This window comes from Corynebacterium sp. HMSC05C01 (assembly GCF_001807155.1).
GTDB classification, from domain to species: Bacteria; Actinomycetota; Actinomycetes; order Mycobacteriales; family Mycobacteriaceae; genus Corynebacterium; species Corynebacterium coyleae.
Genome location: NZ_KV787932.1, coordinates 36,074 through 61,854 on the forward strand (window position 1 = coordinate 36,074; position 25,781 = coordinate 61,854).

At 63.5% G+C, this 25,781-nt stretch carries 26 protein-coding genes; 12 read left to right on the forward strand and 14 right to left on the reverse strand.

Features of this window, described 5'->3' with window-relative positions; genetic code table 11:
- From HMPREF3145_RS00500 to HMPREF3145_RS00545, 10 genes are all read left to right on the forward strand, one after another.
- Window positions 1-939, forward strand: coding sequence for a cutinase family protein (locus tag HMPREF3145_RS00500; RefSeq protein WP_083279295.1), 939 nt, complete (start codon window positions 1-3; stop codon window positions 937-939).
- Window positions 939-1,313: a hypothetical protein gene (locus tag HMPREF3145_RS00505; protein WP_070421315.1), complete on the forward strand. Its 375-nt coding sequence runs from the start codon at window positions 939-941 to the stop codon at window positions 1,311-1,313. Before HMPREF3145_RS00500 ends, HMPREF3145_RS00505 begins: the two co-directional genes overlap by 1 nt.
- A 7-nt stretch (window positions 1,314-1,320) precedes the next feature.
- Entirely contained in the window at window positions 1,321-1,944 is a 624-nt protein-coding gene (gene nadD / locus HMPREF3145_RS00510; RefSeq protein ID WP_070421316.1) for a nicotinate-nucleotide adenylyltransferase, read from the forward strand.
- An 86-nt stretch (window positions 1,945-2,030) separates the two neighbouring features.
- A complete protein-coding gene (gene rsfS / locus HMPREF3145_RS00515) occupies window positions 2,031-2,504 on the forward strand; it encodes a ribosome silencing factor (RefSeq protein WP_070421317.1) in 474 nt (157 codons plus the stop codon).
- Window positions 2,505-2,509: 5 nt separating this feature from the next.
- Entirely contained in the window at window positions 2,510-3,142 is a 633-nt protein-coding gene (locus tag HMPREF3145_RS00520) for a histidine phosphatase family protein (RefSeq protein WP_070421318.1), read from the forward strand.
- Window positions 3,142-3,939 (forward strand): DegV family protein, encoded by a 798-nt coding sequence (locus HMPREF3145_RS00525; protein ID WP_070421319.1) that lies wholly within the window; start codon window positions 3,142-3,144, stop codon window positions 3,937-3,939. Before HMPREF3145_RS00520 ends, HMPREF3145_RS00525 begins: the two co-directional genes overlap by 1 nt.
- A 91-nt stretch (window positions 3,940-4,030) precedes the next feature.
- Complete coding sequence (locus HMPREF3145_RS00530) at window positions 4,031-4,708, forward strand: ComEA family DNA-binding protein (protein WP_070421320.1); 678 nt, start codon at window positions 4,031-4,033, stop codon at window positions 4,706-4,708.
- A gap of 16 nt (window positions 4,709-4,724) precedes the next feature.
- A complete protein-coding gene (locus HMPREF3145_RS00535; protein WP_070421321.1) occupies window positions 4,725-6,362 on the forward strand; it encodes a ComEC/Rec2 family competence protein in 1,638 nt (545 codons plus the stop codon).
- A 1-nt stretch (window position 6,363) separates the two neighbouring features.
- Window positions 6,364-7,299 carry a DNA polymerase III subunit delta gene (gene holA / locus HMPREF3145_RS00540; protein ID WP_070421322.1) on the forward strand — a complete coding sequence of 312 codons (936 nt, stop codon included), beginning with the start codon at window positions 6,364-6,366 and terminating at the stop codon, window positions 7,297-7,299.
- Window positions 7,296-7,940 (forward strand): LysE family translocator, encoded by a 645-nt coding sequence (locus tag HMPREF3145_RS00545; protein WP_070421323.1) that lies wholly within the window; start codon window positions 7,296-7,298, stop codon window positions 7,938-7,940. Before holA ends, HMPREF3145_RS00545 begins: the two co-directional genes overlap by 4 nt.
- A gap of 23 nt (window positions 7,941-7,963) precedes the next feature.
- On the opposite strand, the gene HMPREF3145_RS00550 is transcribed toward HMPREF3145_RS00545, so the two are convergent.
- From HMPREF3145_RS00550 to HMPREF3145_RS00565, 4 genes are all read right to left on the reverse strand, one after another.
- Window positions 7,964-8,989, reverse strand: a complete 1,026-nt coding sequence (locus HMPREF3145_RS00550) for a CE1 family esterase (RefSeq protein WP_141740761.1) — start codon at window positions 8,987-8,989, stop codon at window positions 7,964-7,966.
- Window positions 8,990-9,085: 96 nt separating this feature from the next.
- A complete protein-coding gene (gene rpsT, locus HMPREF3145_RS00555; RefSeq protein ID WP_070421324.1) occupies window positions 9,086-9,349 on the reverse strand; it encodes a 30S ribosomal protein S20 in 264 nt (87 codons plus the stop codon).
- Window positions 9,350-9,543: 194 nt separating this feature from the next.
- Complete coding sequence (locus HMPREF3145_RS00560) at window positions 9,544-10,038, reverse strand: type II toxin-antitoxin system PemK/MazF family toxin (protein WP_070421325.1); 495 nt, start codon at window positions 10,036-10,038, stop codon at window positions 9,544-9,546.
- 33 nt (window positions 10,039-10,071) lie between these two features.
- Window positions 10,072-10,947: a CPBP family intramembrane glutamic endopeptidase gene (locus HMPREF3145_RS00565; RefSeq protein WP_083279297.1), complete on the reverse strand. Its 876-nt coding sequence runs from the start codon at window positions 10,945-10,947 to the stop codon at window positions 10,072-10,074.
- Window positions 10,948-10,991: 44 nt separating this feature from the next.
- Here HMPREF3145_RS00565 and lepA point away from each other — a divergent pair, with 44 nt between their 5' ends.
- Window positions 10,992-12,848: a translation elongation factor 4 gene (gene lepA, locus HMPREF3145_RS00570; protein ID WP_070421327.1), complete on the forward strand. Its 1,857-nt coding sequence runs from the start codon at window positions 10,992-10,994 to the stop codon at window positions 12,846-12,848.
- Between the two features lie 100 nt (window positions 12,849-12,948).
- Here the strand turns inward: lepA and HMPREF3145_RS00575 are convergent, their stop codons facing one another.
- Window positions 12,949-13,917, reverse strand: a complete 969-nt coding sequence (locus HMPREF3145_RS00575) for a hypothetical protein (protein WP_070421328.1) — start codon at window positions 13,915-13,917, stop codon at window positions 12,949-12,951.
- Window positions 13,918-13,963: 46 nt separating this feature from the next.
- Here HMPREF3145_RS00575 and HMPREF3145_RS00580 point away from each other — a divergent pair, with 46 nt between their 5' ends.
- Window positions 13,964-15,142, forward strand: a complete 1,179-nt coding sequence (locus HMPREF3145_RS00580; protein WP_246817446.1) for an alpha/beta fold hydrolase — start codon at window positions 13,964-13,966, stop codon at window positions 15,140-15,142.
- On the opposite strand, the gene HMPREF3145_RS00585 is transcribed toward HMPREF3145_RS00580, so the two are convergent.
- The 9 genes from HMPREF3145_RS00585 to brnQ form a co-directional block, all read right to left on the reverse strand.
- Window positions 15,143-17,053, reverse strand: a complete 1,911-nt coding sequence (locus HMPREF3145_RS00585; RefSeq protein ID WP_083279305.1) for a BCCT family transporter — start codon at window positions 17,051-17,053, stop codon at window positions 15,143-15,145. It abuts the gene before it with no gap.
- A gap of 21 nt (window positions 17,054-17,074) precedes the next feature.
- The gene (locus tag HMPREF3145_RS00590; protein WP_070421329.1) at window positions 17,075-17,980 is read right to left on the reverse strand and encodes a ribokinase; all 906 of its coding nucleotides are present in this window, start codon (window positions 17,978-17,980) and stop codon (window positions 17,075-17,077) included.
- Window positions 17,981-17,986: 6 nt separating this feature from the next.
- Window positions 17,987-19,318 carry an ATP-binding cassette domain-containing protein gene (locus HMPREF3145_RS00595; RefSeq protein ID WP_070421330.1) on the reverse strand — a complete coding sequence of 444 codons (1,332 nt, stop codon included), beginning with the start codon at window positions 19,316-19,318 and terminating at the stop codon, window positions 17,987-17,989.
- Window positions 19,305-20,084: an ABC transporter permease gene (locus tag HMPREF3145_RS00600; protein ID WP_070421331.1), complete on the reverse strand. Its 780-nt coding sequence runs from the start codon at window positions 20,082-20,084 to the stop codon at window positions 19,305-19,307. The genes HMPREF3145_RS00595 and HMPREF3145_RS00600 overlap by 14 nt, the downstream gene beginning before the upstream one ends.
- A complete protein-coding gene (locus HMPREF3145_RS00605; RefSeq protein ID WP_070421332.1) occupies window positions 20,081-21,004 on the reverse strand; it encodes an ABC transporter permease in 924 nt (307 codons plus the stop codon). Before HMPREF3145_RS00605 ends, HMPREF3145_RS00600 begins: the two co-directional genes overlap by 4 nt.
- Window positions 21,001-22,422 (reverse strand): ABC transporter substrate-binding protein, encoded by a 1,422-nt coding sequence (locus HMPREF3145_RS00610; protein WP_070421333.1) that lies wholly within the window; start codon window positions 22,420-22,422, stop codon window positions 21,001-21,003. The genes HMPREF3145_RS00605 and HMPREF3145_RS00610 overlap by 4 nt, the downstream gene beginning before the upstream one ends.
- Before the next feature lie 9 nt (window positions 22,423-22,431).
- Window positions 22,432-23,211 carry a GntR family transcriptional regulator gene (locus tag HMPREF3145_RS00615; protein WP_070421334.1) on the reverse strand — a complete coding sequence of 260 codons (780 nt, stop codon included), beginning with the start codon at window positions 23,209-23,211 and terminating at the stop codon, window positions 22,432-22,434.
- Between the two features lie 69 nt (window positions 23,212-23,280).
- Window positions 23,281-24,267, reverse strand: coding sequence for an LLM class flavin-dependent oxidoreductase (locus tag HMPREF3145_RS00620; protein ID WP_070421335.1), 987 nt, complete (start codon window positions 24,265-24,267; stop codon window positions 23,281-23,283).
- 58 nt (window positions 24,268-24,325) lie between these two features.
- Window positions 24,326-25,756, reverse strand: a complete 1,431-nt coding sequence (gene brnQ, locus HMPREF3145_RS00625; RefSeq protein ID WP_070421336.1) for a branched-chain amino acid transport system II carrier protein — start codon at window positions 25,754-25,756, stop codon at window positions 24,326-24,328.
- Window positions 25,757-25,781: the final 25 nt, after the last annotated feature.

Consider the following 25,781-nt stretch of genomic DNA (forward strand, 5'->3'; position numbering starts at 1 on the left):
GTGCTAAAATCCCGGACCTCCATTCGCGCCAAGTTTGCGCTGTTTGCCACGGCTATTGCGACGGCTGTGACCGCAACGTTGAGCCCCGTCGCACCGACCCCCGAAGCAGACGCGCAGACGCGCTGTCCGGCGGTCGCCGTCATCGCTGCCCGCGGCTCGGGCCAGAACACGCAGATTTACCGCACGAAGTATTCGTGGGCTGCGCCGTGGACCTCCAACGGTTGGGAGGGTGAGACGATTCGTGCGTTCCTGCAGCATGCGGAGCGTCGCTACGCAGCCACCCACGGCGGTAACTCGCTGATGAAGGACGTCGAGGTCATCGGCCTGGAGCCGCGCTACTACCCGGCGACGTTCCCCGAATACGACGTACCGTCGGTTGCCGTACCAAGCACCATCCTGCAGGCACTGGCTCTTGCGCTGCAGTACGCCAACCCGGTGTGGATGATGGCAAGGCGAGTAGCCACAGAGTTCGTGGATTCGGTCCAGATCGGACGCACCGGTGTGATGCAGATGGTCAATGACTACGAGCATCGCAGTGGTTGCCGCCCGAAGTACATCCTGTCCGGCTACTCGCAAGGCGCGATGATTCTGCTTGAGCACGAGCGCGAACTGGCACGCCGTGGCCAGTTGGCGGGTGTGGTCTACTTTGGCAACCCGAACACGGCGGCGGGGGATTGGTCCACCGTCGGCGTGCCAGCAGGTGGTGCCGGAGGCATGCTTGGCTTCTTGCCGTTTAACACCAAGACCGCAGGGGCGACCCCGAACCGCGTGAACTACTGCTTGCCGCAGGACTCCGTGTGTGACCTGTCCATTCAGACGCTGCAGGCATCCCAGCCAACTGGTGGCAACCACGCGCGTTACTTCCGTTGGCCATCGCGCTGGGACAACCAAGTCTCGGATGCTTTCGGCCGATTTGTTGATCAGGTACGCTACCGCTAATGAACCGCATCATTTCCGCTACTGTCGCTGCCGCGTTGTTGGCTGGCGCGACGCCTACTGTTGCCTCGGCCGCAGAGTTTGTGCGCAAGACCGAGGAAACGAAAACCGTCAAGGAAACGTGCCAGTGGAAAGTTGATGAGGAGGGCGGCAACCCCGTCCCGGTGACCAACAGCAAGGGCGAGCAGATCTGTGTCACGGAGACCGTGTCCCAGCCGGGCAGCTCCAACAAGGCAAAGTGGGCTGACGAGTCGAATCGTCCGGTGATCATCGGCACGGTGCTGGGTATTCTCGGCGCGCTGGTCGCAGGCGTCATCGGCATGTCTTTGCTGTTTATTGAGTCGATTAACATCCAGCCACTGCCAGGATTGAGGTAAACACCCAATGGCTGAGCACTACGCGGCATCGCTGGACAACGCCCGGCGCATCGGGGTGATGGGTGGCACGTTCGACCCGATCCACCACGGCCACCTCGTTGCCGCGAGTGAGGTGGCGGATCGCTTCAACCTCGACGAGGTCATCTTCGTACCCACCGGCCAGCCGTGGCAGAAGGCCGACCGGCACATCAGTCCGGCGGAAGACCGCTATCTGATGACCGTGGTGGCCACCGCGTCCAACCCGCGCTTCTCCGTTTCAAGGGTGGATATCGACCGCGGGGGACCCACCTACACGATTGACACCCTGCGGGACCTACGAAAACAATTCCCGGACGAGGCCCTGTTCTTTATCACGGGCGCGGACGCGTTGGCGTCGATCATGTCCTGGCACGACTGGGAAGAAATGTTTGAACTCGCCGAATTCGTCGGCGTGACGCGCCCCGGCTACGAGTTGCGCGAAGACATGCTGCCTGCGGATATCCAGGAACGCGTGCACCTCGTGGAGATTCCCGCCATGGCGATTTCTTCGACCGATTGCCGCGAGCGCGCCTCCAACGGGCGCCCGGTTTGGTACCTGGTGCCGGACGGTGTGGTGCAGTACATCGCGAAGAATTCGCTCTACGCACCCTAGGCGCGACCCCTGAACTGGAAATGTTGCGGTCATACGTGGGACAATGGCCCAGTTGATTTGTCCATGACCTGAATAAGGATTGCCACTTGACTGCCCCGCAGATCTCCATTGACCGCGCCAAGGTAGCCGCGAAGGCCGCCGACGAGAAGCTCGGCACCAATATCGCTGTTATCGACGTGTCTAACGTCATGGCGATCACCGACGTGTTCGTCATCGTCTCTGCAGATAACGAACGCCAGGTTGCCGCCATTGTTGAAGAGGTCGAAGGCGACCTGACCGACCTGGGTGTTGAACCGAAGCGCCGTGAGGGCAACCGCGAAAACCGCTGGGTGTTGCTTGACTACGGCAACTTCGTGGTCCATATCCAGCGCGAAGCCGAGCGCGAGTTCTACGGCCTGGACCGCCTGTACGCAGACTGCCCGGCCATTGAGGTCGAAGGGCTCGAGCCTTACGAGCGTCCCGCAGCGTTTGGCGACGAAGCCGACCTGCGCAAAGCCCAGACCATCGAGGACCTTCCTCTGGCAGGTGAGGGACCCGAAGCCGCGGACGACGAGTACTAAGACCCATGCAGCGCCGACTGATTTTGCTGCGTCACGGCGAGACGCTCTATAACGCAACTCGCCGCATGCAGGGCCAGCTGGATACTGAACTGTCCGAGCGCGGACGCGCCCAGGCGCACGCTGCGGCAGAGGACCTACGGCACTTGGGTATTAACAAGATCGTGTCATCTGACCTCATCCGTGCGAAGGATACGGCTGATGTGGTGGCGGCAGATTTGGGCCTTGAGGTAGTCGTCGATAAGCGTCTGCGCGAAACCCACCTTGGCCAGTGGCAAGGCAAGACGCACGAGGAAGTGGACACCGCCCACGACGGGGCTCGTGCGTTGTGGCGCACCGACCCCACCTGGGCGCCGCCAGAGGGCGAAAGCCGCATCGACGTTGCGCAACGTTCCCGCGAAGTGGTCATGGAACTCATGCGTGACCACGATGAATGGGACAATGCTGCTGTCCTGCTCGTGGCGCACGGAGGCACCATCGCCGCGCTGACCGCCACGCTGCTTGGTCTGCAGGTGTCTCAGTATCCGCTGTTCAAGGGGCTCGGTAACGCGAACACGTCACGGCTGGTGGCAATGCCGCGCATTGACGACGACACCAAGACCCAGTGGTACATCGAAGCCTGGAACCGAGGCCGTAACTAATGGGTGTTCGCGTCGTGGTGGATTCCTCCGCGGGGTTGCCGCAGGAGGTCGTGGAGGAACTCGATATCTGCGTCGTTGACCTGCACCGTGTCGAGGGCGCAGAAGGGGAGTCCTCGTCCGGGTTGTCGTCGCTGGAACTCGCCGCCTGTTATGCCCGCCAGCTCGAGCGTGGTGGCGACGACGGTGTGATCGCCCTCCACCTTGCTAAGACGTTCTCGTCCACCTGGTCGGCTGCGGTGGCCGCGTCTGCGGTGTTCCCAGGCACAGTCCGTGTCGTGGAGACGCACTCCGCGGGCATGGCGATCGGCGCCGCAGCGATGGCAGCCGCGACTGTTGCGGCGGAAGGCGGCACGTTAGACGAGTGCGAAGCGATGGCGAAGTCCACCATTGCGCGCTCCGAAACGTGGTTGTACCTGCACCAACTCGACGATTTGCGCAAGTCCGGCCGCCTGCCTGCCGGCACCGCGATGCTCTCGGCTGCGCTGCTGGCAAACAAGCCGATCCTGCACATCAGGGAAGGCAAGCTCGAACTCGCGGGCAAGACTCGCACACAGTCGAAGGCGTTTGCCAAACTCACCGAGTTGGTAGAAGAGCGCGCGTGCGACGAGCCCGTTTTCGCCGCAGTGCAGCACGCGGACGCGCCGGACGCCGCCGAGCAACTCGCGGACCTGCTGCGCGAAACACTTCCGGAAGGCTCACGGGTCATGGTCGAGCCGCTGGTGAAGGTGATCGCGATGCATACCGGCGAAGGGGCAATCGGCCTGTCGGTGGTGTTCTCATCTCGTAATTGTGGATAACTGTTGTTTTCGTCGCCCGTAGATGGCGGGTTATCCACAGATTTTTTCTGACCCCTTGGCGCGTGTGCCGGGGGTTTATAGCGTTTTTGGTGTGAACGCCACTGAACGACTCAAGGAGCTCACCCGGCCCACCGGGGAAGAAGACCTCCTGACGGTGCGCTACCCAGAGCCGCGGGTGCGCATCCCTGTGAAACAAGCTGCGGCCGCCGCCGGCGCTGTGCTGCTCGCCGTCGGCGGATGGGCGGTGACCCGATCCGGCCCCGTGGATGATGAGGGCGTTGCGTGGGAGCAGGTCGCCTCTCCCACCGAGGTCACAGGCACCGTGGTGGTCTCTGTTGTTGGTGAGGTGGAAAACCCGGGCCTGATCACGTTGAACCAGGGTGCACGGGTCGCGGATGCGCTGCAGACGGCCCGGCCATTGCCGGATGCTGACTTGATCTCGATCAATCATGCGCAATTGCTTGTCGACGGCCAACAGATCCACGTCCGCTCCCAACACGCCCCACCGGCCGCTACGGATTCCGGTGGCGGTGCTGGCGCTGCTGGCGGTGCTGGCGCTGCTGCCGCTTCGGCGGGTGGGGTGGTGTCGATCAACTCCGCATCGGTGCAGGAATTGACGACGATTACCGGAGTCGGCCCGTCAACCGCAGCCGCGATCGTGGCGCACCGTGAGGCAAACGGGCCGTTTGCGTCGGTAGATGCGTTGACTGACGTGAAAGGAATTGGACCGGCGAAACTTGCGGCAATGCGCGACCAGGTTGGCTTATAGACGGGGCGTGGGGTAAGTGGGGGAGATCAGGCTTGTCCCGGCGGCGCTGGTGGTGTGGGCAGCGGCTGCGGTGGCGATCACCCTCGGAGTGGGCATCGCGGTGGTTGTGGTGCTGGTGGCCGTTATCGGTGCTGTGGTGCTGCGCGCCTACGGGCAGGCGGTGTTCATTGCGGGGATGGGTGCGGCCGCCGTCGTGACCACCGGGGTGCGACTGCGCATTGCGCGGGCGTGGGAGCCCGCGGGTCAGTTCGTGGGCCGGGTATCGGGCGCGCCGAAGCAGACGAGCACCGGCAGGTTCATCGTCCGCGTGCAGGTAGATGGCAACCCGACGCTGACGCCCGTGTTTGTCGATGAAGTGCCGGACACTGCCGTGTCCGGCGCCCAGGTGGTTGTGCGCGGCGTGGTGAAGGAATCGGAGATGGCCGGGATCAACCCGATTGCGGTCAACGGGTCAGTTGAGGTGGTCGCCCCACCGCAGGGGTTGGCTGCGTTTGCACAGCACACCCGGGAAACGTTTGCCGGCGTTGTCCAGGCCACCGTGGGGGAGTCCGCCCAAGGGCTGATCCCGGGCATGGTGCTCGGGGACGTCTCGTTGCAAACCAGCCAGGAACAACAGGATTACATCGACACTGGCCTCTCGCACCTGTCAGCAGTCTCTGGTGCGAACGTGGCAATCGTGACCACGTTCGCAGCGATTGCCGCAGCGGCAGTGGGCTTGGGGCTGCGGGGCCGTATCGTGGCGTCGGCTGCGGCGCTGTTGCTCTACGCCTCGCTGGTCGGACCCGAGCCGAGCGTGCTGCGCGCATCCGTGTCTGGGTTGGTGGGGTTGACTGCGGTGTTGGCTTCACGCCAGTCCGAGCCGATCCACGCGCTGTGTTTATCGGTGATCGGCCTAGTGCTGGTGGATTCAGACCTGGCGGTGCATTACGGGTTCGCGCTCTCGGTAGCGGCGACCGCGGGCATCGTCGCGCTGTTTCCGCTGTTGTACCGCGTCCTTGCTGCCACGGGCTGGCCCGACATTCTCGTGCGTGCACTTGCCGTTGCGGTTGCCGCCGACGTAGCGACGATGCCGATTGTCGCCATGATGGCCGGCCGGGCTTCTTTAGTCTCTGTGGTGGCAAACGTCATCGTCGCACCGGTGACCGGCCCGGTGACCGTGCTCGGCCTTGCGGCGGTGTTGCTCGGCCTCATCCACGGCGGGTTGGCTGCACCTGTGCTGTGGGTGGTGGAACCCATGGCCTATTGGGTGCGTGTGGTTGCAGAAAACGGTGCACGGTTTCCCGGTGCCACGGTAGAGACGGAACCCATCGTCGTCGTGGTTGTCTACGGATGGTTCCTCGCGGGCTTGTTTGCCGGATACCCGAAGACCACTCTGGCGGCGGCGCTTGTGTGCGGGTTCGGTGTGGTCCTGTCGCAGGCGCCGGCGGGCACGCCCGTGGATGTGGGCAGGTTGCGTGCTCATGTCGTCGAAAAGCAAGAAGATGCCCTGCCCATTCCGCCGGGCACGCAGCTTGTTGTCGTGCTTGAAAAGGGCCGCCCCCACCGAAGACCCGTGGTCACTGACCAGGGCATCCCCGTGATCTTTCCCAACCGCGACGGCAACGTTGCCATCTACCCGGATGGCACCCAAGTGCTGCCGCGGCGAGAGTTTTAAGATGGTCGTCATGCTCAACCCCGTGCACCTTGTCTTAGGCGAAGACGAATTCCTCGCCGAGCGTGCCACAAAAAAGATCATTGCCGACGCTGGCGACGGCATCGAAGTGACCACCCTGCGCGCAGGCGACGTCACCGAAGGCGAAATCGCCATGGCAACCAGCCCGTCACTGTTCGCCGAAGACCGCGTCGTACTGGTCAAACACGCAGAACTCGCAGGCAAAGAACCCACCGAGGTACTGCTGAAAGCGTGCGTGGATCCTGCACCCGGCATCGTGATCATCATCCAGCACACCGGTGGTGGGCGGCAGAAGTCGCTGGTGCCCAAGTTCAAAAAACTCGCCGATGTGCACGAGGCCAATCCGCTTAACGACGGCCAACGTCGCACCTGGGTCACCGAAGAGTTCCGCTCCCACGGCGTGCGCCCTACCCCCGATGTGGTTGCCGCACTCCTGGAATCCGTCGGCTCAGACCTGCGCGAACTCGCCTCCGCCGTTAGCCAGCTTGTCGCCGACACCGACGGGGAAATCACCGTCGCCGCAGTGCGCGAATACTACGTTGGCGTCGCGGAGGTCGCAGGCTTTGACATCGCCGACCAAATGGTCGCCGGTCGCGCCGACCGTGCACTCGCATCGACGCGCCGAGCACTTCAACTGGGCGTCAAACCGGCCACCATCGCCGCAGCGCTCGCCCACAAAGTCGGCGACATCGCGAAACTTTACGGCGTGCGCGGCAACCCCGACCAGATCGCACGCACCGTAGGCATGCACCCGTACGTGGCCAAGAAAACCATGCAGGTGGCGCGCTACTGGTCCGGCCGAGCGGTGTCCGAAGCGGTGATCATCGTGGCTGACCTCGACGCAGAGGTGAAAGGCCAAGGCGGCGACGCCGAGTTCGCCCTGGAAAACGCCGTGCGACGCATCGCGGAGCTCGTATGATCGCGCCGGGAGATCTCGCCGTCATCATCGGCCTCAACGTCATCGGTGCCGCCGCGCCAGGTCCCGACGTGGTGCTGATTACCCGCACCGCGACGCGTTCGCGCCGCCACGGGTGGGCAACCGCCATCGGCATCCAAACTGGCGTGCTCATGTGGTGCGCGCTCACCGTCTTTGGTGCTGCGGCGCTGCTCAACGCGTTCCCAGACGCGCTGACCTACGTCCAACTGGTGGGTGGTGCAGTGCTGATCGCGATGGGTGCGAGCAACGTTCGTGGTGGTCTCGCGGATCGGCACAACCCACCAATGACCCTCGAAGAGGCGGAGCAGCGGCTCGGCACGGTGCGCTCTGCATACATGCGTGGCTTAGCAACGAACCTCGCCAACCCCAAGATCGTCATCGCGCTGTCCGCCATGATCGCCCCACTGCTGCCGCCCAGCCCCAGCCTGAGCACCGCCCTCATCGTGACGTTTGCGCTGTGGCTGAGCTCCTTCGTCCTGTTCGCCGTCTTTGTCCAGGTGATCTCTACCCAGCGGGTGCGGCGGAAGTTCCTGAGCGCCGGCCCCTACATCGACATCGGTGCAGGCGCGTTCTTCGTTATCGTCGGCCTGACCTTGATCGTGCGCGGGGCGCTGGCGCTCTAACCGCCCTGTAAACGGCTCGCCGTTTACAGGTAGGGCAGGAGGAAGCGCACCGTGTGGGCGGTTGCGCTCGGGTCGGTGAACCAGGTGTGGATGCCACCCTCGATGCGCTCCACGCGCGTGGCCGCGTCGCAGCCCTGCGCCTCAAACGTGGTCACGTTGCCGGAGCGCGAACGGGTGGTCGCGCCCGAGCACTTGTTCTTCGAGGCCATGGTGCGCATGACGCTATCCACCGACTCGTAGAACGCACCGTGCCGGATACCGCCGTTGTATCCCACTACGTTGTCGTTGGTGCCGTGCATGATCAGCGTCGGCACCGATCCGGAGGCGCAGCCGGTCACGGTCGGGTTGTAAAACGCACCAGCGACGGAGGCGACCGCCTTGACGGTGTCGGGGGCGTGGCAGGCAAGTGCGGCCGCAAACCCGCCGCCGTTGGACAGGCCGGCTGCGACGACACGGTTCGGGTCGGCGCCGTACTGGGTCGCGGCGTCGTCGATAATGGCGCGCGTGTAGGCGATGTCCTCATTCAGCGACGTGCGGGCATACGGCGCGCCAGCCCACGCGTTGTCAACACCCTGCGCGTAGATCACAATCGTGTTGTCGATTGCGGTCTCGAACTTCTGGTAGTCACGCGTCTGGCTCGCGGTGTGCTGCCAGCCACCAAAACCAAGAATCACCGGGTAGGCGACACCCTCGGAGTAGTTCGACGGCAGGACCACATCGTAGGAGCGCGAGGTGCCATCCACCACGATGCGGCGCGTGTGCTTGCCCGGAGCCTTGTCGCCCACGGAGCCATTGCGTATCGACGACCCCGCTTCCGCCATCGGCACCGCAACCAAAATACCGGCGATGATCAACGTCAACACGCCAAGCGCCTGCTTGACCTGCGGGTTATTCATCGGAAGGAGTTTCGACAATGCAGAAACGAGCTCAGCTGCATCCACGGATGCCGAAACGGACGGGTCTGCAGCCTTCGCCTCTGGAGCGATTGCAGGGGATGCCATCAGGCTAAACGTCAGCGCGGCCGCAACCGCACGCTTTTTAATTTTCACGGAAGTTCCTCTTTTGTCGGGCCGCACGCGGCGTTAGAAACAAGTAAATCCCGCCCCGAATAAACCTGGGCGGGATCAACCTGTGAACAACGGCAATTAGTCCATCTTGTTCAGGGCGCGAGCCATGTTGGACTTCTTGTTCGCCGCAGAGTTGCGGTGGAAGACGCCCTTGGTCACAGCCTTATCCAGCTTGCGGGAAGCAACGCGCAGCTGCGCCTCAGCGGCAGCCTTGTCGCCGGACTCCACAGCCTCACGGAACTTACGGATCTCCGTGCGGGTAGCGGAACGGAAGGACTTGTTGCGCTGACGACGCTTCTCGTTGGTGAGAACGCGCTTCTTCTGCTGCTTGATGTTTGCCATCGTGAAATACCTCTTGGTTTCTCAATCGAACATGTACATGTCGCGGCATCTGGCAGGGCATTGCGTGCAGTGCTTTGGGTATCAAACGCGAACCCAAGGTCCTGTCCGCGTAGCACCGCACACCCTATTGAGCGCCGGATGCGAACAACCCCGAAAGAATAACAGTGTGAACTGCACAAACCAAACTGTTGGAGTTACGACCAGTTGAAGCGTTCGCGCAGCGTGTTGGCCACCCGCTGGAAGCGGCGTGGCGGGACGGTGGTGCCGCGACGTTCCACGTCTGATTCCGGCACGACCAGGGTCTTATCCAAACGCACCCAGCATGGCTGGCCGGAGGATTCCCAATCGCCCGGCCCGATTTCAAACCACCGCTCATCGTTTTCGTGTTCCCGCTCGGGGGAGATCAGCAACCCCAACACGTCGTGGCGCTCGCGGCCCACGATCAGGATCGAGCGCTGCCGCGGCGGATGTGAAGGGACGGTGACCCAAACAACCTCGCCTGGTTCGGCGGTGCCGTCCATGTCCGGGGCGTAGTAGATGCTGCGACACACGGAGTCGGTGGGGCGCACCGAGACTTGCGGGGCACGACCACGGCGTTGCTGGATCTGGGATGTCAGTCGATCACCAAACAGCGTAAAACCGTGGTCGAGGACGGGTTTCCTCTTTCGCTTAAAGCGCTCAAACGCCACGGTTTCACCTCCGGTTTATGGTCACTGGCCACTCTAAGCCTTCGCGGGGGATGGAACAACCACTTTTTGCTGCGAATGTTTCCCTACGTTGCGCAGCACCCACATGAGTAGCGCGGTCGTTCCGATGGTGAGCAACGCGGAGACGGCCGTTTGAGGCAGGGTGATTTCTGTTTCGCCTGGATCAGTCAATCCCAGCGTGCCGTAGGAAAACACAATCGTGTTGGACACCGCGTGCAAAACTACGGCCGCCTCCACACCGCGGGTGTGCCAGGTCAGCAGTGCGACGCACAGGGCGAAAATGGCGATGTCGAGCAGGCCGATCCAGTTGTACAAGTGCAACGCCACGAACACGGCGGCGGGCAGCCCGTAGCAAATCCAGCCAGGTGAGATCCACTGGCCGAGGATCTGCGGCAGGCTCGCGCGGAAGACGTACTCCTCGGCCGCGGCCTGCAGCGGGACGACAACCACAAAGGCGGCGAGCAGCATCCATTCGCGAGGACTCAGCGAAAGGTCGCCGGTCCCGAACAGGAGGGCGTCGAGAAGCACCTGCGCCCCATAGATCGCGCCGACCACCACGAACGCGCGCCCAGCAACGCCCCAGCGGAAGTGCCCCTCGATGCTGGAGAGCGCACCAGGTTTGCGGCCGAGTACCCGCGCGGCGATAAACGGCGCAGGCAGCCAAGCCGCGATGAACAACACCTGCACCAGGGAGGCAAGCGGGTCGGAGGAGGTTTCGTCGAAAAGATCGCCCAGCCCGTAGAACCCAGCGGCAAGGCCGATCGGCACCGCCATCGCCATCGTGAACGCTGCGATGCACACAGCAAGCACCACGAACTCGACGAGCGGACGCCACCACGCAGGCTTGCGCAAACGGTGCGTTAAACCAGCTCTGTGAAACTCAGTTGGCATGCCCACACGTTAGCGCGTCGCGCGACACGTAAGATGAAGCAATTATGGCTGCCAAATCGACGAACTTCGCGGAAAATACGTTCACGGACCCCGCCCGCATCCGTAACTTCTGCATTATCGCCCACATCGACCATGGTAAGTCCACGCTGGCAGACCGCATTTTGCAGCTGTCCAACGTGGTGGACGAGCGTGAGATGCGCGACCAGTACCTCGACAACATGGACATCGAGCGCGAACGTGGCATCACCATCAAGGCTCAAAACGTTCGCCTGCCGTGGGTGCCCAAGACCGGCGCGCACGCGGGTGAAGAGATGGTGTTGCAGATGATCGACACCCCAGGCCACGTGGACTTTTCCTACGAGGTTGCCCGCTCCCTCGACGCGTGCGAGGGCGCAATTTTGCTTGTCGACGCAGCCCAAGGCATCGAAGCCCAAACCCTGGCCAATCTCTACATGGCCATCGACAACGACCTGGAAATCATCCCGGTCCTGAACAAGATCGACCTGCCGGCAGCCGACCCGGAAAAGTACGCACTCGAGATCGCCAACATCATCGGTTGCGAACCGGAAGACGTGCTGCGCGTGTCCGGCAAGACGGGCGAGGGCGTGCCGGAACTGCTCGACCGCGTCGTTGAGCTGATCCCGGCTCCGGAGTCCGAGCACGGCGCAGAGGCGCCGGCCCGCGCCCTGATTTTCGACTCCGTCTACGACACCTACCGCGGCGTTGTCACCTACGTGCGCATGATGGACGGCCGCCTGGAGCCGAACCAGAAGGTGCAGATGATGAACACCGGCACCACGCTCGAGATCCTGGAAATCGGCGTGGTCTCACCCACGATGAAGAAGACCAAGGGGCTTGGCCCGGGCGAGGTCGGCTACGTGATCACCGGCGTGAAGGACGTGCGCGAAACCCGCGTCGGTGACACCGTCACCTGGGCTTCCAAGGGCGCTTCGCAACCTTTAGAAGGTTTCGAGGAAGTGAAGCCGATGGTGTACTCGGGCCTGTTCCCAGTCTCCCAGGAGGACTTCCCGGCCTTGCGCGAATCGCTGGAGAAGCTGCAGCTGAACGACGCCTCCCTCACCTGGGAGCCCGAAACCTCCGTCGCCCTGGGCTTCGGTTTCCGCTGCGGCTTCTTGGGCCTGCTTCACATGGAGATCACCCGCACCCGCCTCGAGCGCGAATTCGACCTGGATCTGATCTCCACCGCACCGTCGGTCACCTACCGCGTGATCTCCGAAGACGGCACCGAACAAATGGTGCACAACCCGTCCGACTGGCCCGGCGGCAAAATCCCCGAGGTGTACGAGCCGATCGTGAACATGACGATCATCGTGCCCCAGGAGTTCGTCGGCTCCACCATGGAACTGTGCCAGTCCAAGCGCGGCCAGATGAAGAACATGGAGTACCTCTCCGAGGACCGCGTGGAGCTGCGCTACCTCATGCCGCTCGGCGAGATCATCTTCGACTTCTTCGACATGCTGAAGTCCCGCACCAAGGGCTACGCATCGCTCAACTACGAAGAAGCCGGCGAGCAGCAAGCCGACCTGGTCAAGGTGGACATCCTGCTCCAGGGCGAACCCGTCGATGCGTTCTCCGCCATCGTGCACAAGGACTCCGCCCAGTGGTACGGCAACAAGATGACCAAGAAGCTCAAAGAGCTCATCCCACGCCAGCAGTTCGAGGTGCCCGTCCAGGCCGCGATCGGCTCGAAGATCATCGCCCGTGAAAACATCCGCGCCCTGCGCAAGGACGTGCTGTCGAAGTGCTACGGCGGCGACATTTCCCGTAAGCGCAAGCTGCTGGAGAAGCAGAAGGCCGGTAAGAAGCGCATGAAGTCCATCGGTTCGGTCACCGTGCCGCAGGAAGCGTTCGTGGCAGCGCTGTCCACCGACGAGGAGTAGTTCGGCGCCCTAGTTTGATGTAAAACCACGCAGTACCGCCTGCGTGGTTTTACACTTTGCCCAGGTCGCTACCGTGGGCCTTGTAACATCTTGCATCGCGCTAGCGCCGACGCGCCTGCCGGATCGTTTTCTCCACGACCTCGACGCATTGCTGCATGGTTTTCGACCCCGCCCGGGGAACCGTCCAACCATGAAGCATCGATGTCAGGTTGATGGACGTATCTAACTGTCGTTGGTCGGACTCCCAGTGGTGTCGGCCGTCGAACATGATCCCGATCTTGAGTTCGGGGATGGCAAAATCAAAGGTCGTAATGGCTTTGCCGCCCACTGTCAGCGGATACTGCTCTACGAGCGTGTGGCCGTAGTTGCGAACCACTGGCTGGAGGAGCAACCGCAGTTCGGTTTCTTTCGGCGAATCGGCAGTTGAACGGGACAGATCGAGCACCCGAGACAGCCACCGTTGATTGATTTGCCGAAGGGCGCTGGCGCGAATGTCTTCCGCCTGTAGTCCGAGGTGTCGACGGGCGCAGTCGACAAGTTGTACAGCCTTGACCATTTCTGGGCTCACACCGGGGATTGGCTCTGTCTGCCACGAGTGTTCGTCTCGTCGAATTTGTTGCAGAGCCTGCACGGTTGCACGTAATGGTCGAGAAACGCGGATGGGCACACCGCGGTGGGTGAGGGTCCATGTTTCTGTGTGTGGGGCGTGGAGTCGTGAGACGGCGGGAGATACAGCCGATGCGGTGAGTTTTTGAGGTGTGGGCGCGCGGAGAGTGGTGTCTGCGCCTTCTACGAGGAAGGGCAACCGGTAGAGAGCGAGCGCGGAGAATCCGCACACCACGCTGCCTGGGCGTTCGTACGCGTGGACGACGGCGCGCACGGCTGCGGGCACGTCGTATTTCTGGTTGTGTGGGTGGTGTCGTGCCGCGAGTTGGACTGCCCACTGTTCCAGGCTGTGGCGCTCGTGGATGAAGCGTTGTTTGCTAACAGGCAGGTAGTTTTGTCCGCGTTCCATCTGGGACGCATTGACGATGGTTGGCGGGAATTCGATGTTCATTCCGTCGTACATAACTATTTGACGTGGAAACTCTCGCCCAGGTTCCTACAATCGCCGTATGCGTGAAATTGTGTTGAACCGTGGCGGCTTTTCCATCTTCGCCCGCATCTTCGGTGAGGCGGATGCCCCGGCGTTGTTGTTCCTGCAGGGTGGCCCGGGTTTTCCGGCGCCGCGTGAGCGGTTCGAGTGGGTGGAAACTGCGCTCGAGCGCGGCTACCAGGTGGTCATGTTGGATCAGCGCGGGACGGGCCGCTCGACCAGGATTGATTCGGCGACGCCGTCGCTTATCGACGACACCGTGCTCACCCAGCTTCGCGCCAGCGACATCATCGCCGACGCGGAAGCGTTGCGTGAGGAGATGGGGCTGAAGCAGTGGGATGTGTTGGGCCAGTCCTTTGGCGGGTTCTGCCTGACGCATTATTTGGCCGTGCACCCGGAGAGTGTGGGGAGGGCGTTGTTTACGGGCGGGTTGCCGTCGATAAGCGAGGGCGTAGAGAGCGTCTACCGTGCGACCTTTGCCAAGCTCAAGCACCGCCACCTGCAGTTCAACGAGCAGTACCCGGAGGCTGAGCGGACGATCCGCGAGGTGTGCCGCCACCTTGAGGCGGAGGAGGAACTGCTGCCTACCGGCGAGCGGCTGAGCGCGCGGCGCCTGCGCACTCTCGGCATTGAGTTGGGGCGCGAGGATGGGTTCGCGTCGCTGGCGCAGTTGTTTGAGGCGCCGTTTCACCCGAACGGCAGGCTGCGCACGGACTTTTTGGCGTCGGTGGGGGAGCGTGTGAGTTTCGCCAAAGGCCCGCTGTATGCGGCGGTGCATGAGTCGATCTACGGCGGCACGGTGCCGGGGGCGACGAACTGGGCGGCGGAGCGAGTCTCCCGCGAACTTGCAGGGTTTGCGCCGGACACTAGCCCTGACGACGAAGAGTTTTACCTCACCGGCGAGCACATCTTCCCGTTCCAATTCGACGAGGATCCGGAGCTGCGCCCGTTCAAGGCTGCAGCAGAGGCGCTGGCAGTAAAGGACGACTGGGACAACCTCTACGCCGGGCTCGGTTCGGGCCACGACGCATACGCGGCGGTGTACACCGACGACATCTATGTGCCGCGCGAGCTGTCGCTGGCTACTGCGGATGTCATCGGTGCGAAGGTGTTTGAGACGGACCAGTTCCAGCACGACGGGCTGCGCCGCCACGGCAAGGCGGTGCTCGGCCGCCTGCTGGACATGGCGGGGAAGTAGCTAGCCGCGGTTGTCTTCGGCGGCGCCGTCGTTCTCGGCGGTTGTGCTGTCTTCCTCTTCGGGCTGGTAGCCGTCGGACCATTCGCCGGTTTCGTAGTCGTAGCCGACGGGGGTGCCTTCTTCGTCGGTGCGTCGATACCAGTCGGTGTATTCGTCGGACGTGGAATCGAACTCGGCACCTGCGCCTTCGCCTGCTGCGGAGGGCTCGACCACGATTTCAAAGTCGTCGCCGTATTCTTCGATGCCTCGGATGACGGCGGACTTCACCGCGTTGCGGGCGTAGGAATTGCGGATGGCGATGGGGTCGGTGGAGAGGTCCTTGATAAACGAGTACATCAGCAACAGGATGACCACTGAGAACGGCATTGCGGACAGGATGGTCAGGGACTGCAGGCCGGACAGGGCGTCTTCGCCGCCGGAGAGCAGCATGACCACAGCGATGCCCATCATGGCCAGTCCCCAGAAGACCACCACGAGTTTGTTCGGCTCGGGGTCGCCCTTGGACGACATGGAGCCCATGATCACGGAGGCGGAGTCTGCGGAGGTGATGAAGAACACCGCGAGGATGCCGATGAGGATGTACGGGGTGATCTCCGCCAGCGGCATTTCGCCGAACATGTTGAAGAGCACTTGCTGCGGGGTGGCGGTGCCGTCGAAGCCTTCGCGGCCTTCGCGGGAGAAGGTGATTGCGGTGCCGCCGAAGATGGTGAACGCGCAGATGAGCACGGCGGTGGGGACGAGCGTGGTCACTACCGCGAATTGGCGCAGAGTGCGTCCGCGGGAGATTCGTGCGATGAACATGCCGACGAACGGTGCCCAGGCGATCCACCACGCCCAGTAGAAGGCAGTCCAGGCAGACTGGAAGTCGAGAGTGTCTTCACCCCAGGACAAGGAGCGCGACGCCATGTCGAAGAAGCGGTCGGCGTAGACCAGGGTGCCTGACGGCAGCAGGTTGACCAGCAGCAGGGTTGGCCCGGTGGCGAAGATGAACAGGATGGCCGCCGACGTCAACGAGATGTTGATATTCGACAGGATGCGGATGCCTTTGCCCACACCAGAGACGGCGGAGATAACAAAGCCGATGGTGAGCACGCCCATGACGGTCAGCAGCACGCCCATGGGGGCGGAGTCGCCGCTGCGCATGATGGCGATGCCGTCGCCGATCTGCAGGGTAGAAATACCCAGCGTGGCCGCGGTGCCGAACAGGGTGGCCACGATCGCCAGGATGTCGATGATGGTGCCGAAAGGGCCTGAGCGCTTGAACACCGGGGTAAACAGCGACGACATAAGCGTGGGTCGTCCGCGGCGGTAGCAGGAGTAGGCCATGGCGCCGCCGACCAGTGCGTAGAGCGCCCACGGGGAGAGGCCCCAGTGGAAGTTGGCTTGGGCGATTGCTCGGTGCAGTGCTTCTTCGGTTTCGGCCTCGACGGTCAGCGGTGGCGGGTCGAGGTACATGGTCAGTGGTTCGGAGGGGCCGAAGAAGAAGATGCCTACGCCGATGCCTGCAGCGAACATCATGGCGACCCAGGAGAAGAACGAGTATTCGGGTTCTTCGTCGTCTTTGCCCAGTGTGATGTTGCCGAAGCGAGAGAACGCCAGCACTGCCATGATGATGACGCAGGCGACGAGCACGATGTTGAAGAGCCAGCCGAAGTTGCGAAGGCCCCATGACAGTGCGCTTGACGCGCTCGAGCCGACCTGTTCTGGGGAGGTCACGCCCCAGATGATGAAGGCAAGGATCGCTGCGGCGGTCACGCCGAAAACGACTTTGTCCAGGCTGAAGTTGTGGCGTGATTCTTCGACGCTGATGCCCGGGACGAGGCCGGGGTGCATGTCGTCGGGGTAGACGCCTTGTGTGCGTTGGACGCGCATGGGGCGTTTATTGCTTGTCGACGACGACCGTCGCGGCATCATCTGAGGGCTCATTTGGGTTTACGCTCCAGGCAGGGTGTCGGCGGCGGTCGGGTAGGACGGTTGTGCCCCGGGGCGGGTGACGGAGAACGCGCCGACGCGGCACGCATAGGTGGAGGCCTCGACGAGCGTGTCGCCCTCGATGATGCGGGCACAGAACGCGCCTGCGAAGGAGTCGCCGGCGCCGACGGTGTCTACGGCCTCGACTTGTGGGGAGGGGATGTGGGTCAGCGCGTCGCCTTCAACCACGAGCGCACCTGCTGCACCGAGGGTGAGCACGACGGAGGCGAAGCCTGCGTCCTTCAGGCGGCGTGCGAGGTCCTCGGGGGTGCCGGTGGAGTCGTAGCCAAGCTGGTCGAGGATCAGGCCTGCTTCGTGCTCGTTGGCCATCAGTGGGTCGGCGGCGAGCAGGGCCTCGCGTGGTACGTCGACGACGGGGGCGAGGTTGATCACCACGCGACCCTTTGCCAGTTCGACGGCGCGGGCGAAGCCGTCGGCCGGGATTTCGCCTTGCAGCAGGACAACTTCGGCGGCTTCGACGGGTTCGGCGTGGCGGGAGACGAAGTCGGCGTCGACCAGTGCGTTGGCGCCGGGGACGACCTGGACGGTGTTTTCGCCGTTGGCTGCGACGGTGATCACGGCAAGACCGGTGACCTCAGTGACTTCTTCGACGTGGGTGAGGTCGACGCCCGCCTCGCGCAGCAGTGCAGTTGCCGGGATGGCGTTCGAGTCGGTGCCTACCGCGCCGACCAGTGCGACGGGGGCGCCGAGGCGTGCGGCGGCGCAGGCTTGGTTCGCGCCCTTGCCGCCGGCGGTGATGCCTCCGCCGGAGCCGAGTAGCGTTTCGCCTGGGGTGGGGTGTCGGTCAACATTGACGGTGAGGTCGGCGTTGATGGATCCGACCACGCAGATTTTTGCGGCACTCATGGGTGCCTATAGTACGGCGGCGAGCAGTTCTCGGGTGTAGGGGTGCTGTGGGTTGGCCCAGATCTCCTCGGTTGGCCCCTGCTCGACGATGCGCCCTGACTGCATCACGGCGACGGTGGGGCAGAGTTCACGCGCGACGTTTAAGTCATGGGTGACGAAGATGAGGGTGTTGGCGCCTATGGTGTCGCGAAGCAGGTCAAGCACTTGGTCCTGGATGGTGGCGTCGAGGGCGGACACGGGTTCGTCGGCAAGCAAAATGCTCGGGCGAGGGGCTGCGGCGCGCGCAATAGAGATGCGTTGGCGCTGCCCGCCGGAGAATTGCGCCGGCTTGCGGTGGCCGGTGCCGGCAAGGCCGACGCGCTCGAGCATTTCGTCGGAGCGTTGCTTATCGACGCCTACCTCACGAATCGACGCCCCAACCTCCATACGTGGGTCAAGGGAGGAGTACGGGTCCTGGAACACCATCTGCACGTCCCCTGCGACCGTCACGGTGCCGGAGGTGGCCTGGCGCAGCCCCGCAATCAGGTGGAGCAGCGAGGTCTTGCCCGAGCCTGAGCCGCCCACGATGGCCAGGCGCTCGCCCTCGCGGACGGTGAGGGTGACGTTGTCGACTGCCATGGTGGCGCCGCGCTGCAGCGAGACACCATCCAGTTCGACGACCGGCTCGCCGAGCGTGACAGGGGCAGCGGGCGCGCCGGGCTCGGCTGCGGCGGCGAGTGCTTTGGCGTAGTCGGAGTCGCCAGCGACGATGCGGCCGTCCTTGAACACCAGTACGCGGTCGGTCATGCGGCGTACCACGGCAAGGTCGTGGGAGATGAACAAAAGGCCCATGCCGCGCTCGCGGACAAGCCGGTCGAGCAGGTCGAGGATGTCGGACTGGACGATGGCGTCGAGGGCGGTGGTGGGCTCGTCGCAAATGAGCACGTCCGGGTCCTGAGAAAGGGCAAGCGCGATGAGCACGCGCTGGCGCTGGCCACCGGAAAGTTCGTGCGGGTAGGCGTCGGGGCGGTCCACGCCGACGTCTCGGAGCAGGTCGCGTGAGACGATCCGGCCGATCTTTTTCAGCGGGTCGAGTGCGGTCATGGGCTCTTGGAAGACCATGGCGACGGTTTTTCCGCGCACTCGGCGGCGCACGCGGTCGCGGGTGCCCACCATCTCTGTGCCGTTGACGGTGATGGATCCGGTCGCGGGCAGGTCACTCAGCCCCATGATGCTTAAGGCGGTGACGGACTTGCCGGAGCCGGATTCACCGATGATGCCCACGCGCTCGCCGGGGGCGATGTGGAAGGTGATGTCGTGGAGAATGCCGTCGATGCTGAGGTGCTTAACGTCGATCATCGGTGCCTCCGAGCAGGTTAAATCCCAGCACGGTCACCGCGATGGCCAGGCCCGGCCACAGTGCGAGGTGCGGGGAAGTGGCCAAGAATGGTTGCGAGGCCTGCAGCATACGGCCCCACGACGCGTAGGGTGCGGGGGAGCCGAGGCCGAGGAAGGACAGGCCAGCCTCGGCGAGAATGGCGAGAGCTACGGCGACGGAGACCTGTGTGAGCACGATCGGCCAGATATTCGGAAGGACGTGGCGCCACGCGATCCCAGGGCCCGACACCTTGGCAATGCGCGCGGCCAGGATGTAGTCGTTTTGCATCACCTGCAGCGTGCCGGCGCGGGCGACGCGGACGAACCCGGGGGCGCCGGCGATACCGATGGCCAGCACAACAATCCAAATCGAGGCACCAAACACGGCGGTGAACACGATGGCCAGCAGCAGCGCGGGGAAGGCGAGCAGCAGGTCAGCGCCGGCCATGACAAACCGGGACGCACCGCGGCGCATACCGGCCCAGATGCCCAGCGGCACGCCGACCAACGCGGAAAGCCCAACCGCGCCGATGGCCACCGTTAGGGTCAGGCGCGCACCGTCCATGACGCGCGAGGTGATGTCGCGGCCGAACTGGTCGGTGCCCATCCAGTGCGCTGCCGAAGTGCCCTGGAGTCGGTTCTGAACGTCGGCCTGTAGCGGGTCGAACGGCGTCCACACCAGCGACAGCAGCGCAACTGCCGCGACGGCCAGGACGATCAGCCCGCCGATTTTGCGTTGTGTTGTCATGCTTGCCTCCGAATCCGCGGGTCGACCACCGTGTAAGTCAGATCCACAATGAGGTTGACCACCAGCGTGAAGGCCACGACCAGCATCATCACAGTTTGAACGGTGGTGAGGTCGCGGTTGCCTACGGCGTCGAGAAGCATTGTGCCCAACCCCGGGATCGTGAACACGCGCTCGATGACCACCGCGCCAACGACCAGCGACGCCAGCTGCACGCCCACGACCGTTATCACCGGCAGTGCCGCGTTGCGCAGGGCAGAGGAGTAGAGCACTGCGCGTATCGACGACCCCTGCGCCCGTCCCGTACGCACATAATCCTTCCCCAGCTCCTCGCGCACCGACGCCGCAATGTAGCGGGTCAGAATCGACGCCTGCACAAGTGAAAGCGCCGCCACCGGCAGCACCACGTGCGCAGGCGTGCCCCACCCGTTGGCGGGCAGCCAGCCTAAGCGTACGGAGAACAACGCCACCAGCGCGATACCGACCAAAAACGACGGGACGATGATGCCCACCTGCGACAGGCCACTGACCAGCGCAGGTCCCGCGGAACGGCGCCGACCCGCGATGTACACACCGGCGGGTACCGCGACGAGCAGCGACACCGTCATCGCAAGCACCGTAAGCGTCAGCGATACCCCGGCGCGTTCAATGACGGATTCGGTGATCTCCTTGCCCGAGGACAACGACACACCAAAGTCGCCGGTGATCAGCCCTGAAATCCAGTCGAAGTACTGCGCTGGCAACGGGCGGTCGAGCCCGAGGCGGGTGTTGAGCTCTGCGATGTCTGCCTCGGTTGCCGCCACGCCGAGCGCGATGCGCGCCGGGTCGCCCGGCACTGCGCGCAGCAGCGTAAAGATGATCAGGCTGGCGGCGACGAGCAGCAGCACAAAGCGCAGCAGATGTTTGCTGATGGTGCGGATCATTTCTTCACCTCGTTCAGCCGTAGCGAGTCAGTGACCACGTTGGGGTTGAGCCCACTCACGCCTGGGGCGTAGAGCACGATATTGGGCGCGTTGACCAGGGTCAGCGACGCCGCGTCGGCCATGACTTGGTCGATGGCGGCTTTGATGTCGCCGTCCGCGAAGTGCTGCTGAGCCTGAGGCGAGTCGTAGCCCAGGTAGTAGTCCGGGTTGCCGAACAGTTGGGCGGCGTCGCGTGGCTCCACGTGGGCGATGAGTGAGGACTGGTAGTCGTGGCCCTTGTGCACTTGGCTGAGCCATACGGCGGGGAACTCGACGGTTTCCAGTTTGATGTTGAAGCCGACGTCGCGAAGTTGCGAGAAGAGCAGCTCCGATGCGGTCTGTGCGTACGGCAGGTTGGGCACCGTGATGGTGACCTCCGGGGTGCGCCCGGCGAGCAGTTTGCGGGCCTTGTCGGGGTCGAAGGGGTAGTAGTTGTGCCCGGTGAACCACGGGTCGGTCGGTGGGACGGGGGCGCCGCCGGTGTCGGTGGCCAGCCCGTTGTAGACCACCTCGTTGATCGCGTCGCGGTCGATCGCGTACGCCACCGCGCGGCGGATGTCGGGGTCGTCGAAGGGGGCGCGTTGGTTGTTCATGCTCAGTAGCACTTCGCCGTTGGTGGTGCCCACTTCCACCCGGATGTCCTCGGGCAGCGTCTCGATCAATTGCGGGGCTTGCATCGCCCACACCACGTCCGCGTCACCCACGCGCAGCGCGTTGACGGCGGAGACCGGGTCGTCGAAGTAACGCATCACGGCGTTGCGCTCGACGGAGCCGTCCCAGTAGTCCTCGCGTGCCTCGAAGACGATCTTCTCGCCGATGTCGAAGCGCTGCACTGTGTATGGGCCGGTTCCCAGCGGGTCGGTGGCCAGGCGCTCGATGCTCGCCGGGGTCATCATCGCGCCGGTCAGCGTTGCCATGGACCACAGCCACGCGTCCGCGTCACCCTCGATGGTGACGGCCAAGGTGTGCTCGTCGAGCACGTGCGTATCGACGACCGGAGCCATCTGGGCCTTCAACCCATTCGTCCACTCGTTTTGCACGTAATCGATTGAGAACGCGGCGTCCTCGGCGGTAAACGCTTTGCCGTTGGAGAACGTCACGTCGTCGCGTAGGTGGAAGATGAATGTGTCGCCGTCGCGGTCCCACGAGGAGGCGAGGTGGGGGATGGGCTGGCCGTTGTCGTCGATACGCACCAGCGTCTCGTACACATTGCCCACGAGAGCCTGGGGTGCAGCAGCGCCGCCAACGGTGGTGAAGTCCAAGCCAGCAGGTGCTGCGGAAGCCGCAACCACCACCTCATCGCGGGCCTCGGAATTGGTGCAAGCAGCCAACGCAAGTGAAAGGGAGACGGTGGCTGCGACCAGCGTCCTTGAAAGCATGCTGTGAGATTAGTGGATGTCGGATTCCACCTGGAACCACAGGGGGGACGAGTGCCCCCGAACATTGTTCAATCCGAAGGACACTTTGTCCGCGCGGAAGATGTGCACGGCGTATTCGAGCACGTCACCGTTGTGTGTCAGCGCCTTCAGCGCCACCGCAACTACCGGGTCGTTTTCCTCGATACCGAGCTGCTTTGCCAGCTGCGCATCGGCGCGCTCCACCGTGAAGGAACGCGACAGGTTGTTAAAGTCCGCGCCCGCGCGAATGAGTTCGCGGTGGATGGAATCCTCGGAGGTGTCCACCGTCTCAATCACGTCAGTCAGCGACGCGTCGAAGTACATCACTTCGGCCACCAGCGGTTCACCGTCGGCACTGCGCACCCGGTCAAGGACGTACACATTCGCCCCCGGTGTGATGCGCATCTTCTCGGCGACGGTCTCGTCGGCCTGGATGATGCCGCGGCGGTTGACCACCTCGCCCGGGTTCTTGCCCATCCGGTACAGCCACGAGGTGGTGGACAGGATCTCCTCGAACGTCTCGGTGCGGGTATTGGACAGCACCAGGGAGCGACGCCCGCGGCCCGAGGAGAGCAGGCCCTCCGCGCGCAACGTCGCTACCGCTTGACGCACCGGTCCGCGGGAGGTGTTGAACTGCTCACACAACTCGACCTCGCTTGGCAGCGACTCACCCGCAGGAATGTGACCTGCGAAAATCTCGTCGCGAAGATAATCGGCGATCTCCTCGTGCTGCTGTGGGCGACGGAGTGGACCGGTGGGCAATTGAGCCATGAGGGTCAGTTCTTTCGTGGTCGAAGCGGATTTGTATAGCCAAATCCTAGACCACTGTTCACCAGAATTTTACTTTCCCCAGGAACCGGCCAAAATTTCCATGTTGCGCAGGGTTGCATCGTGGCTGCCGGACTGCAGCGAAATCATCAACTCGTCCGCATTGGCCAGTTTTTGGAAGGCCTCGAGGTATTCCGCAACCTGCTCGCCGGTGCCCTTCGCCGTGTAGCGCAGCATGTCCGTGATCTGACGGCCCTGGAAGGAATTGACCACGGCGTCGAGCTGATCGTCCGAAAGTGCAGTGCCACGACGACCCATAAACGCACGCACGCGGTTGCGGTGCACGATACGGGTTTGTTCCTCGGCTTCCTGCTCGGAATCGGCAGCTGTGACGTTGACCGCGGCGATGCAGTACGGCTCCGGGTAGCGCTCCGACGGCTGGTAATTCTCCTTGTAATAGGTGGTGGCCTGCTCCAAGTGCTGCGGCGCGAAGTGGGAGGCGAACGCGTACGGCAGGCCCAACTTTGCGGCCAGGGATGCGCCGAACATGGACGAACCCAGAATGATCAGCGGTACGTTCGTGTTAAACCCGGGCATCGCGGTCACGCCTGGCAGTGGGGACTCGTTGGACAGCCACGCCTGCAGCTCGAGAACGTCTTCGGGGAAGCGTTCGGCGGCGGCAGGGTCTCGTCGCAAAGCACGGCCCAGCGTCTGCTGATCAGTACCGGGCGCGCGGCCCAAGCCAAGGTCGATGCGGCCGGGATAGAGCTCCTCGAGCATGCCGAACTGCTCCGCAATCACGTACGGGGAGTGGTTTGGCAGCATCACACCGCCCGAACCGAGGCGGATGCGCTCGGTCTTCGCGCCGATGTGGCTAATGAGCACTGCGGGTGACGACGACACAATGCTCGACATGTTGTGGTGCTCCGCGTACCAAATCCGGTCGTAGCCCAACCCTTCCGCCTTTTGCGCGAAAGTAACGGAGCGCTTCATCGCCTCGCCGACGGACTCGTCGGGGTAGCGGGTGCAAAAATCGATCAGAGAAAGTGGCGTACGCATAAGGCCCCACCGTACGCGTTTTGCGAACAGTGGGGCCTCGCAGGAGAGCCAGGTGCGACTACGACTGCAGCACCGGCTTCGCGTCGCCCTCCGCGGAGAGGTCCTCACCCTCGACGGACTCCATAGTGCCGGGGATCATCGCTGGCTTCGGTTTAGCAAAGTCGACGATCAAACCGATGATGAACGCCACGACAACCGGGACCACCCAGCCGAGGCCCTCGGCGGCCAGCGGTGCCCACTGCACGATTGGGCGCAGTGCGTCGGCGGCCCACTCGAGGGAGATGAAGGTCTCGATAGCGGACCACACCACGGCGACCCACAGTGGCAGGAAGAACGCCCAGCTAAAGCGAGTACGTGCGCGGAATGCCGGCTCGATGAGCGTCAGTGCGATCAAGGTGATGGCTGGCGGGTACAGGAAGCCGATCACCGGAGCGGCAATCGCCATCACGAAGTCCAAGCCCTGCGTTGCCATGATCATGGAAGCCACAGCGAAGATGACGGCCCACACGTGGTAGGAACCCGGGAACTGCTCCGAGAAGTACTCGGCGGTTGCGGTGATCAGGCCGACAGCGGTGGTCAGGCAGGCAAGCAGCACGATGGCGGAGAAGACCGCCTGGCCGGCACCACCCATGGTCAGGTTGGAGGCTTCGGCGAGCAGGCCCGCACCGTTGTCAAAGTTGGATGCGCCCGGCATGACGCGACCGACTACGCCAAGACCGACGTAGACCAGAGCCAGCATGATGCCTGCGCCGACGCCGGCTGCGATGGTGCCGCTGACCAGCGGGGTGCCTTCCTTGAAGCCGTGGCCGCGCAGGGTGGAGATCACCACGATGGAAAACGCCAGCGCCGCAATGGAGTCCATGGTCAGGTAGCCCTCGAGCAGGCCGGAGGTCAGCGGGCCGTTGTCGTACGGCTCCTGCGGGGTGACCGGCTCGGCAGTCCAGCGGAATGCCGCCACGGAGATCATGATCACCAGCAAGATGACCAGCGCTGGGGTGAGGAACTTGCCCAGCTTCTCCATGATGGTGCTCGGGTTCCAGGACAGCGCCAGGGCGATGCCGAAGAACACGATGTTGAAGATGCCAGAAGCGAACAGCGAATCGAAGCCGAACAGCGGGGTGATCGCGGTTTCAAACGAGACGGCGCCGGTACGCGGCAGTGCGTAGAACGCGCCGATGGACAGGTACGCGAGAACCGGGAAGACCACGCCGAAGGCGGTGCCGGCACGCTGTGCGAGGTCGCGCAGGTTCGAGCCGGACAGGGCAATCGCGATGACGGCGAGCACCGGCAGCAGCGATGCGGTGACCAGGAAGCCGATGAGTGCCGGCCAGAAGTTGTCACCGGCCTGGACGGCCAGCATCGGCGGGAAGATGAGGTTTCCCGCACCAAAGAACATTGAGAACAGGGCAAGCGCCGTCACGATGATTGCGCTGGTGGAGCGCCCATTCGTTGACTGGCCATCTGCCTGCGAAATCGCTGTGGAACCCATTGGGAGAACCTCTCTAGCTAGTGTG

Excerpts from the sequence above, each read along its gene's own strand:
- HMPREF3145_RS00505 (WP_070421315.1), top strand. The coding sequence starts at position 939 with ATGAACCGCATCATTTCCGCTACTGTCGCTGCCGCGTTGTTGGCTGGC.
- nadD (WP_070421316.1), top strand. The coding sequence starts at position 1,321 with ATGGCTGAGCACTACGCGGCATCGCTGGACAACGCCCGGCGCATCGGG.
- HMPREF3145_RS00520 (WP_070421318.1), top strand. The coding sequence starts at position 2,510 with ATGCAGCGCCGACTGATTTTGCTGCGTCACGGCGAGACGCTCTATAAC.
- HMPREF3145_RS00525 (WP_070421319.1), top strand. The coding sequence starts at position 3,142 with ATGGGTGTTCGCGTCGTGGTGGATTCCTCCGCGGGGTTGCCGCAGGAG.
- holA (WP_070421322.1), top strand. The coding sequence starts at position 6,364 with ATGGTCGTCATGCTCAACCCCGTGCACCTTGTCTTAGGCGAAGACGAA.
- HMPREF3145_RS00545 (WP_070421323.1), top strand. The coding sequence starts at position 7,296 with ATGATCGCGCCGGGAGATCTCGCCGTCATCATCGGCCTCAACGTCATC.
- rpsT (WP_070421324.1), bottom strand. The coding sequence starts at position 9,349 with ATGGCAAACATCAAGCAGCAGAAGAAGCGCGTTCTCACCAACGAGAAG.
- HMPREF3145_RS00565 (WP_083279297.1), bottom strand. The coding sequence starts at position 10,947 with ATGCCAACTGAGTTTCACAGAGCTGGTTTAACGCACCGTTTGCGCAAG.
- lepA (WP_070421327.1), top strand. The coding sequence starts at position 10,992 with ATGGCTGCCAAATCGACGAACTTCGCGGAAAATACGTTCACGGACCCC.
- HMPREF3145_RS00575 (WP_070421328.1), bottom strand. The coding sequence starts at position 13,917 with ATGTACGACGGAATGAACATCGAATTCCCGCCAACCATCGTCAATGCG.
- HMPREF3145_RS00580 (WP_246817446.1), top strand. The coding sequence starts at position 13,964 with ATGCGTGAAATTGTGTTGAACCGTGGCGGCTTTTCCATCTTCGCCCGC.
- HMPREF3145_RS00585 (WP_083279305.1), bottom strand. The coding sequence starts at position 17,053 with ATGCCGCGACGGTCGTCGTCGACAAGCAATAAACGCCCCATGCGCGTC.
- HMPREF3145_RS00590 (WP_070421329.1), bottom strand. The coding sequence starts at position 17,980 with ATGAGTGCCGCAAAAATCTGCGTGGTCGGATCCATCAACGCCGACCTC.
- HMPREF3145_RS00595 (WP_070421330.1), bottom strand. The coding sequence starts at position 19,318 with ATGATCGACGTTAAGCACCTCAGCATCGACGGCATTCTCCACGACATC.
- HMPREF3145_RS00600 (WP_070421331.1), bottom strand. The coding sequence starts at position 20,084 with ATGACAACACAACGCAAAATCGGCGGGCTGATCGTCCTGGCCGTCGCG.
- HMPREF3145_RS00605 (WP_070421332.1), bottom strand. The coding sequence starts at position 21,004 with ATGATCCGCACCATCAGCAAACATCTGCTGCGCTTTGTGCTGCTGCTC.
- HMPREF3145_RS00610 (WP_070421333.1), bottom strand. The coding sequence starts at position 22,422 with ATGCTTTCAAGGACGCTGGTCGCAGCCACCGTCTCCCTTTCACTTGCG.
- HMPREF3145_RS00615 (WP_070421334.1), bottom strand. The coding sequence starts at position 23,211 with ATGGCTCAATTGCCCACCGGTCCACTCCGTCGCCCACAGCAGCACGAG.
- HMPREF3145_RS00620 (WP_070421335.1), bottom strand. The coding sequence starts at position 24,267 with ATGCGTACGCCACTTTCTCTGATCGATTTTTGCACCCGCTACCCCGAC.
- brnQ (WP_070421336.1), bottom strand. The coding sequence starts at position 25,756 with ATGGGTTCCACAGCGATTTCGCAGGCAGATGGCCAGTCAACGAATGGG.